Genomic DNA, 8,882 nt, shown 5'->3' on the forward strand with positions numbered 1-8,882 from the left:
CGTGGCTACTGTCAATTGTCATGCCGCTGGCACAGCAACCGCTTCGGAGACTCCCGATGACCAAGCATGATGTAGAAGCCACAAGCCCCAACCGCCTCGCCGTTCGCCGAGTGGCCCGGTCGACCACGGTCCAGATGTGCGATCTGATCGACCCTGAGGACATTGCGACGATGGGTCCCAAATGCTGGCTTGATCTCCTGCACGACATTCGGAACGACAAGCTCCGCCCACAGCTGGACGGTGAGAACGTCATCATCGAGATCCACGATGTGGCCGCAGGTCCAAGGCCCCACCTGGTGCGCACCACCAAGCGGGCGTACACCGAGTTCCAGAAGGCCGCCGTAGATGGCCGATTCGATGGGTTGAAGCCTGCGCCGTTCGGCCTGGGGTTCGGCCCGTGGATCTGGGCCGAGGGTGTCGTGGAGGAGGCGGTGGCCAAGGCTCTGGACGGAGTCGCATGAGCTCCCCCCCGGGTCGGGTTCGGAGGGGGACTCGGCGGGGTGGTTCACCGGAGCTACTCAGACAGCGGGGCTCTCGGCCGCGCCTACCCCGCCGTGGAGAAGGTCACGCCCCCTCCAAGCTGGTGACCTGCCAGCCGAGAACCCCCCATGAAGACAGCCCCGGCTGAGACATCGGTGCGACGCGACTCTACAGGTCCGCGCCCCAGCCGGGGTGTAGGTCCCCAGCGACTCTTCCCGGGGGCTGGGGCTGGGGCCGGGGCTCTGGCCGTCCTTCCGCATGCCCGTGCAGATCGGCCAGAGCTCCGTACACGTTCCGCTTCGACACGAGGGAGTAACGATGGCAGCCGAGACCGCCCCCGAGACGGTTGCTGTCGAGCCCGAGGCCGAGGACGCCACCGAGGCCCTTCAGGCCCAGGAGGAGTCCGAGTCCGAGGCTCGCGCTGAGAGAGCTTGGTCAGGCCAGTCGGGCAACTCGCCAGCCAACGCCGAGAGGAGGGACTTGAGCTCTTTACCCAGACTTCGAGATCTCCTACGTCGCGAGGTCGGGCAAGGCCGGCCCGGCTGAGGAGACCCTCAGAGGCACCGCATACCTCAAGGCGCGGACAAGGCGCCAGGCCATCAAGAGGAGCAGCGTGGCTCGGCCCGAACCCCCATTCGCGCTGCCCGCTGGAGCCGGCCGCCCTCCCTCCCGAAGGAACCCCAACACAGGACAGGAGCAGAAGCCAATGAGCACTCCAACCGTCGAGCAGGGCATCGAACAGGTGAACGCCGTCGCCAGCGCAGAAGCAGCGTTCGACCCGTTCAACCTCGACATCAAGCTCGCGGAGAACACCCCAGCGGCCAACACGTCGCTGAGGTGTGGCACCGGCGACACGTGCGGGAGCTCGTGCCCGAGCGCCTGCACCACGTCATAACCCCACGGCCCGGGTCCCTCTCGACCGGATCCGGGCCTTCCGCCCTTCCCAGACGGTGAGCAGGAACGGAGTGAACACGATGACGCGGACGCGGATCAGACGGTATCGGCGCACCGGCGCCGGGATGCTGCGCGCCACGGTGCATCTGGCTCCTCCTGCCCTTCCGGATTGGCCGAAACCTGGCTGCTCGATCGAGCAATGGCGGTCGTGGCTGTCCGCGGTGTGGGCGGACGGGCCCTTCCGAGAGGCTGTCACTAACGCCAGCCGGGACCTGACCCGCCAGGTCCGGGCCGTGCTGGACGGGCAGGTGAACAATCCCCGCCGGGCCCGGCGCGCCGCGCTCGCCGTCGCCCGATACGCCTTGCGTTACGCGCACCGCTCCACACCGTTCGGCCTGTTCGCCGGGGTCGCCCTGGTCGAGTTCGGCGGCAGGTCGCTGGTGCGCGTCGGGGATGCGCACGAGGCCGTCGCCCGGCCCGACCCCGCTGCCTTGGACGCGGCGATCACCGCGTGGGAGACCGGAGGGGAACGGATGGCCGACGTTGAGGTGTGCGTCAACAACCTCGCCCGCGTGCGCGACGGCCGCGTCCATGTTCCAGCCGAGGGCGCTGACGAGTTCTCCCTGGCATCGACGACGGCGGTGGAGCTGGTGCTGCAGGCGGCCAGCTCTCCGATTCCGCATGCGGCCCTGCTGGGAAAGCTCGCCGCCGAGTTCCCGCACGTCGAACCCTGCCGCCGGGCCGAACTGGTCGCTGAGCTGCTGCGTACGCGTCTGCTGCGTTCCCGGCTGCGTGCCGCCGCCACCGTCACCGACCCGGCCGCTGTTCGTGCCGCCCGCACTCCTTGCCGCTTGCGAGCGCACAGCGGTGGACGTGCGGTTGGACGCCGAAGTGCGGCTGCCCGAAACGGTCGCGGTCGAGATGGAGACCGCGGCGACCGTGCTGGCTCGGCTCGCGACCCATCCCGCCGGTACGCCGGCCTGGCGGCGCTACGCCGAGCGGTTCCTCGACCGCTTCGGCGAGGGGGGCGAGGTGCCCGTGGAGCAGCTCACCGACCCCGGTAGCGGATTGGGGTTGCCGGATGGGTTCGGCCTGCTTTCGGAGCCGCCGCGACCGATGTCGCGCCGTGACCGGCTGCTGCTGGACCTCGCCGGGACGGCCGCCGTCGAGGGCAATCGGGCGGTGATCTTGTCGGAGGCGATGGTCGAGGACCTGGAAGCCGCCGCGGCTGAGCCGTTCACCAACCTCGCGCCCGCGCCCCACTTCGAGCTGTGCGCCCAGGTTCAAGCTCGCTCGATTTCCGCTCTGGACGCGGGCGACTTCCGGGTGCGGGTCCATACCGTCTCCCGCGCGGCCGGCGCCATGTCCGGACGGTTCTGGCATCTGCTGCCGGACCTGGCCGCTGGGTATGCCGCCCTGCCCACCGTCGCGCCCGGTGCGGTGCCGGCGCAGTTGTCGTTTCACCCCACGCGGGCCGAGGCCGACTTGCTCACGCGGGCACCACATGTCGTGCCGAAGCTGGTCAGTGTCGGCGAGTACCGAGACAGCGGGCAACAGGACGTGCTGCATCCGCGCGATCTGGTCGTCGGCGCCCGTGACGGCCACCTGTATCTGGCGGTGGCCGCCACCGGGGAACGCCTTGAGCTGCTGGCGCCCACGGCGATCAACTTCCTCTGGAACAACTACACCCCGCCGCTGGTCCGGTTTCTGGCCGAGATCAGCCGCGCCGCGACAGCGCAGGTGACGTGGTTCGACTGGGGTGCCGCGTGGACGTTGCCGTTCACCCCCGCCCTGCACTACCGGCGCACCGTCCTGGTCGCCGCCCGCTGGCAGCTCTACGCCCGGACGCTGCCCGGCCGTACGGCCCACCTGCAGGAGTGGGCCGAGCGGCTGCATGCCCGGCGCGGCAGGGCTGGCGTGCCTGAGCGGGTGCTGCTGGCCGTCGATGACCAGCATCTGCCGCTGGACCTCACACGGGAGATGGACGTGGACCTGCTGCGCGCGCACCTGGGCGGAACGCCGGTCGCGGTGTTGTTCGAGGCGCCGCCGCCGGATGCCGATGGGTGGATCGGCGGGCGGGCGCACAGCATGGTCGTCTCGCTGGAGTCGAGGCGATGAGCGCCGTCGCGACGCAGGCCCTGGCCGAGGGCGCGCTCGGGGCGGCGCTGCTGCACATCGAGCGCGCCGACCTCGCCACGGCGCGCCGTCTGCTGCAGGAGGCGGTCGCCGGCGGGGTCAGTACCGGGTCCAACGCCAACCTGTATCACGGAGCCCCGGCCCTGGAGTTCGTTCTCGGCCGTGCCGGCCGCGTCGATCGCGAGGTGCAGGCAGGCGTCGACCGGGTCGTGGCCGCCCGCCTGGCCGCCGCCCGCCAGCGACGGCTGGCCCGGCACTTGCCGACGCTCGCGGAATTCGACCTCATCCGCGGACTGACCGGGCTGGGAGCACTCCTGTTGGCCCGCCCCAGCCCCTCACCGCTGCTCGAAGACATCCTGAGCCATCTGGTGTCGTTGGCGTGCCCGGTCAAAACCGAGGGCCGGACGCTGCCCGGGTGGTGGTCGCCGGACAACCCCACACATGAAGTGAACATCCCCGGTGGCCACGGCAACAACGGCATCGCGCACGGCATCGCCGGGCCGTTGGCGCTGCTGTCCCTGGCCGCCCGCCGCGGCATCCGCGTCGACGGCCAGAGCAGCGCCATCACCACGTTCGCGACCTGGCTGGAGCAGTTCGGCAGCTCCTACTGGATCACCGTCGACCAGCTCACCGCCGACGAGCCTTCGCGGGTGCCGCCCCTGCGGCCGTCCTGGTGCTACGGGGACCTGGGGATCGCCCGCGCCCTGCAACTGGCCGCGCTCGCGCACGGCGACCCTGCCCGTAGGCAGAAGGCCGAGGCCATCGCCCTGGCGGCCCTCGCCGACGCAGACCGTCTCGAACGGGTGAGCGATGCCTCAATCTGCCACGGCTGGGCCGGAATCCTGACCGTCACCACCGCCCTCGCCGCCGACAGCGCCACCCCCGACCGCTTCACCACGAGCACCCAGCATGCCCGCAGGCGACTGGCCGCAGGCATCAACGAACTGCCCAAGCCCGGGTTTCTGGAAGGGCGCGCCGGGGCGCAACTGGCATTGGACGGCTCCAACACCACCGGCTGGACCAGCGCCCTGCTGATCCACTGACCCCCGCCGCACCCATATCGAGCAGGAGCAACAACGACGACATGGACAGCTACGAGGACAATCTCGCCCCACCGGCCAAGCCGGAGTGGTGGCAGGCCACGATCCGCTTCCCCGGCGATGCCGGGGTGAGCCCCGAGGCGGCGGCCACGCTGTCGGCCGCGCTGACCGGACGGCGCTTCCACTTCCTGCGCAAGGAGGCAGGGCTGAGGCTGCGCACGGACCGCCCCGTGAACGCCCTGCTCGACCAGCTCGTCGCCGACGAGGTCGCGGCCGGGTGGGCCGGCGGCATCTACGAGGCTGAGACCGAGGCGTTCGGCGGCCCGCAGGGCATGGCCATCGCCCACGCGGTGTTCTGCGCCGACAGCCCCGCCGCGCTGGCCGAGACCGGCAGCCCCAACAGCAAAGAACGGTGCATCCTGCTGCTGTCCTCGATGTACCGGGCAGCCGGGCTCGACCCGTTCGAGGTCGGTGATGTGTGGGCGAAGATCGGCGACCTCCGGCCGCCGATCGACCCGCCCGCCGAGACCCGCCGCGCGGCGGCGATCACCACGATGCGGCGCCTCATGAACGCCGACGCCGCCAAGCGGCCCCACCCCGAACCGGGCTGGGCCGCGCGCGTCGCCGCGTTCGAGGACGCCGGCCGCCACCTCGCCCAGCTCGCAAAAGGCGGGCACCTGAAGCGCGGTCTGCGCGCCATCTTCGCCCACCACGCGATCTTCGCGTTCAACCGGAACAACACGCCCGTGGCCGAGCAGGCCGCCGCGGCGTGGCTCGGCTGGCAAGCCGCCTTCGGAGATACCGAACCGACGGCCGTGTCTACCAGCCGGTCCTCACCAGTACCCCCTACCTTCACCAGGATGGAGACCGCCATCAGCACCACCGTCGACCCCACCAAGCTGCGCGAGGCCATGGTGGCCAAGTACATCGGCACTGGCCACCTGCGCACCCCCGAGGTCATCGACGCCTTCCGTACGGTCGAGCGCCACACGTTCATCCCCGACGCTGATGTCGAGGCTGCCTACGTCGACGACGCCGTGCCGATCAAGCACGACACCGGCGGCGAGATGATCTCCTGCATCTCCGCGCCGTCCATCGTCGCCACCCAACTGGAGCAGGTAGGCGCCCGCCCCGGCCACAACATCCTGGAGGCCGGGGCAGCCACCGGCTACAACGCCGCCCTCCTCGGCCACCTGGTCGCCCCCACCGGCCGGGTGTGGACGATCGACGTCGACACCGACCTCGTCGACACTGCCCGCACACACCTGCAAGCCGCCCGGGCCGGCAACGTGACCGCCGTGCTCGGCGACGGCGCGGCCGGGCTGCCGGAGCACGCCCCCTTCGACCGCATCCAGTTCACCGTGGGCGCCGGCGACATCCCCACCACGGTGCTCGACCAGCTCGCCCCCAGCGGCCGCCTGGTCATCCCGATGCGCATCCGCGGCAGCATCTCCCGATCCTTCGCCTTCGAACGCGACGGCGACACCTGGAAGACGGTCTCCTGCGAGATGGCGACCTTCGTGCCGCTGCGCAAGGGCATCTGCGACGACATCTACACGCGCGTCCAGATCGCCGGGGAAGGCGATGTCCACCTGGAGACCTTCAGCGAGCAACTCGTCGACCGCGAGGCGATGCGGACGATCCTGGACACCCCTGCCCGCCCCGTCTATACCGGGGTGAAGTTCCGGCAAGGCGACCCGTGGCAGTGGGTGTACCTGTGGCTGGCATGCGTCCTGCCGAACGGGCTGTCCCGGATGCCCGGCCAGCGGGCCGGGTTCACCCCGCACTTCGCGTGGGGTTCGATGGCCGCGCTCGACGGCGACACCCTGGCCTACCTGACCATCCGCGAAGGAGAAGACACCGAAGGGCGCTTCTGGGCCATCGGCGTCATCGGCCACGGCCCACGCGCCGCCGTCCTGGCCGAGCAGGTCGCTGCGGCGATCGAGGAATGGGATCGCGACTACGGCAACCACGCTCCCGCCCCCGGCTTCCGCATGGCCACCGGCGGCAGCCGTGACCAGCTCAAGGCGGCCGACCCGCGCTTCATCATCGACAAGCCTGCGAGCCGGCTCGTCATCGACTGGCCGTAGAAGGGACCCAAGCATCGTGATCAACCCGGCGATCGCCGCCCACATCCCGCTGGTCTGCCGTACCAAACCGCCCGGCAAGCCTCTGACAGCGCGCATCGCCGATCTCACCGCGCTGACCATCGAACCCGCAGGCGCCGACCACCGCGACCTGGTGGCCCGCGCCTGCGGGGTCCTCAACATCTCCGCGCTCATCGCCTCCGACGCCGGACTGCCCGACCTGGCCGCAGATCTGTGCTGGAGACAGCACAAAGTCTTCGCTGAGAGCGGGAGTCTTGAGCAGGAGGTCGCGGTCATGTCGTTGATGCCGCTGATCAACATTGCCCGGTTGCTGATCCGCGAGGGCGACGGCAAAGCCGCCTACGAGGTGCTCGACCAGCTCTATCGCGCCGCCCAGCAGCGCCGGGCCACCGTGATCCACGGCCACGACGTCGACCTGTCGCCCCTGATCCACAGCCGCGACGATCACCGTGCGGTCTGCACGGAGTTGTGGATCGCCCTGCTCATCGACGGGGCCCGAGCCCTGGCCCAGCAAGGCCGCTGGAGCGAGGCCGCCGACGCCATGGCCGCCCACCGCGGCATTGGCGAACGGCTGCTGGACGGACGCCAACTCAAGATCATGGCGATGATGGAACAGGGATTCCCCGACGAGGCTGCTGCCGTGATCGACGCCACCGTCCCTGCGGAACCGTGGGAGCACACTGTCGCGGCGCTGTTGCGCATCGCCTGCCGCCCGCCCGGCACCACCATCCCGCCTGAGGAATTGGACCATGTCGTCCAGGAGGTGCTGCCTTTGATCACCCAACACGAACCGATGACGGCGGCTTTCCGTGCCCGACTCGGTCTGGCCGCGCTCGACCTGACCGCCGGCCAATCTCCGTCATCGGCCTCCCGTCTGGGCGTAGCGCTTGTCGAGGTGGCCTCCACCGACGCCTACGCCGCCCGCGACGTCCTCGGCCATCAGGGGATGCGCTCTGACATGACGGACCAGCAGCAGCAGAACCTCGACGCCGTGATCACCGCTGCCGGGCTCGGAGTCGGGCATCTTCCTCAGGTCTACGAGCACGCTCTGGCCGCGGCTGTAGGTCACGCCGAAGACCGGCTGCGGACGCTGCTCAGCGAGCATGGCCCCTCACGGGGCCCAGGAACACGCGATGGACCTCCCTCCTAGCCCTGACGGCGGCTACTACGGCTCGCCCCCGACAGGAGCTACGCCGCGCTGGACCTGGGTCGCATGGCTATTTGCCCGCTTCAGGGAGCCGACCCAACAGGCCAGCGATCTGGGGGCAGCCGGAGAAGATGCCGACGTTCTTTGACCGGCTCTGGCGCTGTGGTGGGTCAGCTAAAGAGCCGATGGCAGGCGATGTTGCGTACCCGGAACTCGCGTTTGTGGGCTGGGAACAATTCGTCGCACTTCATGTCGATAAGCGACGGGCTTCCGCCGAGTCCGGTGATGTCCGGCCAAGCCGGGCGTGGATCGTTTGGTGCGCGCTTTGATCGAGTATTCGACCGGCGAGAGTGGCGCCCTGCTGTGGGATTGGCCGGTGGTCGTGGACGTAGGAGTTCGTGGCGACCGTGCGGCTCATCCCTGTGTGCACGGTTTCTGGCCGCGTCCACGTGCCTGGCACCGCCCCTGCCGTGGTCTCGTTCTGCGATCTTTTCGTGGGGGAGGGCCAGTGCCACTGGTGCCGGGGAGGCGGATGAGAGGCTCGACTTGTGCCACGGCAGCGAAGACGTAGCGACATCATGGCCGGTGGCGTCTCGCAGGGTGTCCACGGCTTGAGGTGGGGAGCCCTGCTGGCCGTTGGGACTGACTGTCCCAGCGCTGCCCACCGCTATCGCAGCGGCTACGGCGGCGGCTCCGCCCGCCAGCAGCAGAGTCCTGGTGCGCACTCGTCCACGCGGTCGTTCACCCTTGTCGGGCATTCTCTGCTCCCGGATGCTCTTGATCGTTACGGTGCGTAGCGTAACTGCGGCTCTCCGGGCGCTCTGCGGGTTTGATTTTGCCTTGACGATTCATGACGTTGGCATTCCATGTGGTTCACCGGATGACCACGCCCCCCATGGAGGGCGGCATCCTGAGCCTGGATCCACCGCTGGGAATCTGACAAAAGAACTGTGAAATAGGGCGAGGTGCCCTTTGGCCTGGGAAGATGGGAGTTCTCTACGCTCCAGCAACCCAAATCAGAAGGACACCTCGTACGTGCAATTCTTCCACGACGCGGCCAAGACCGATGCGATCTTC

At 69.5% G+C, this 8,882-nt stretch carries 6 protein-coding genes and 1 pseudogene; all 7 read left to right on the forward strand.

Annotated features, from left to right (window positions below; translation table 11 throughout):
• Window positions 1-56: 56 nt before the first annotated feature.
• Complete coding sequence (locus ACTWPW_RS04440) at window positions 57-461, forward strand: hypothetical protein (protein ID WP_443168019.1); 405 nt, start codon at window positions 57-59, stop codon at window positions 459-461.
• A 725-nt stretch (window positions 462-1,186) separates the two neighbouring features.
• Window positions 1,187-1,375, forward strand: a complete 189-nt coding sequence (locus tag ACTWPW_RS04445) for an FxLD family lanthipeptide (protein ID WP_443168020.1) — start codon at window positions 1,187-1,189, stop codon at window positions 1,373-1,375.
• Between the two features lie 124 nt (window positions 1,376-1,499).
• Window positions 1,500-2,135, forward strand: a pseudogene (locus ACTWPW_RS04450) (lantibiotic dehydratase); the annotation flags it as partial.
• Between the two features lie 106 nt (window positions 2,136-2,241).
• Window positions 2,242-3,492 (forward strand): lantibiotic dehydratase family protein, encoded by a 1,251-nt coding sequence (locus ACTWPW_RS04455; protein ID WP_443168021.1) that lies wholly within the window; start codon window positions 2,242-2,244, stop codon window positions 3,490-3,492.
• On the forward strand, window positions 3,489-4,553 hold the full coding sequence (locus ACTWPW_RS04460) for a lanthionine synthetase LanC family protein (RefSeq protein WP_443168022.1): 1,065 nt from the start codon (window positions 3,489-3,491) through the stop codon (window positions 4,551-4,553). The genes ACTWPW_RS04455 and ACTWPW_RS04460 overlap by 4 nt, the downstream gene beginning before the upstream one ends.
• A 41-nt stretch (window positions 4,554-4,594) precedes the next feature.
• Entirely contained in the window at window positions 4,595-6,640 is a 2,046-nt protein-coding gene (fxlM, locus tag ACTWPW_RS04465) for a methyltransferase, FxLD system (protein WP_443168023.1), read from the forward strand.
• 16 nt (window positions 6,641-6,656) lie between these two features.
• On the forward strand, window positions 6,657-7,808 hold the full coding sequence (locus ACTWPW_RS04470; RefSeq protein ID WP_443168024.1) for a hypothetical protein: 1,152 nt from the start codon (window positions 6,657-6,659) through the stop codon (window positions 7,806-7,808).
• Window positions 7,809-8,882 lie beyond the last annotated feature (1,074 nt).

Source organism: Nonomuraea sp. KM90 (assembly GCF_052246675.1).
Lineage (GTDB): Bacteria > Actinomycetota > Actinomycetes > Streptosporangiales > Streptosporangiaceae > Nonomuraea.

Bases quoted from the DNA above. Each gene is read 5' to 3' on its own strand.
- ACTWPW_RS04440 (WP_443168019.1), top strand. From the start codon at position 57: ATGACCAAGCATGATGTAGAAGCCACAAGCCCCAACCGCCTCGCCGTT.
- ACTWPW_RS04445 (WP_443168020.1), top strand. From the start codon at position 1,187: ATGAGCACTCCAACCGTCGAGCAGGGCATCGAACAGGTGAACGCCGTC.
- ACTWPW_RS04460 (WP_443168022.1), top strand. From the start codon at position 3,489: ATGAGCGCCGTCGCGACGCAGGCCCTGGCCGAGGGCGCGCTCGGGGCG.
- fxlM (WP_443168023.1), top strand. From the start codon at position 4,595: ATGGACAGCTACGAGGACAATCTCGCCCCACCGGCCAAGCCGGAGTGG.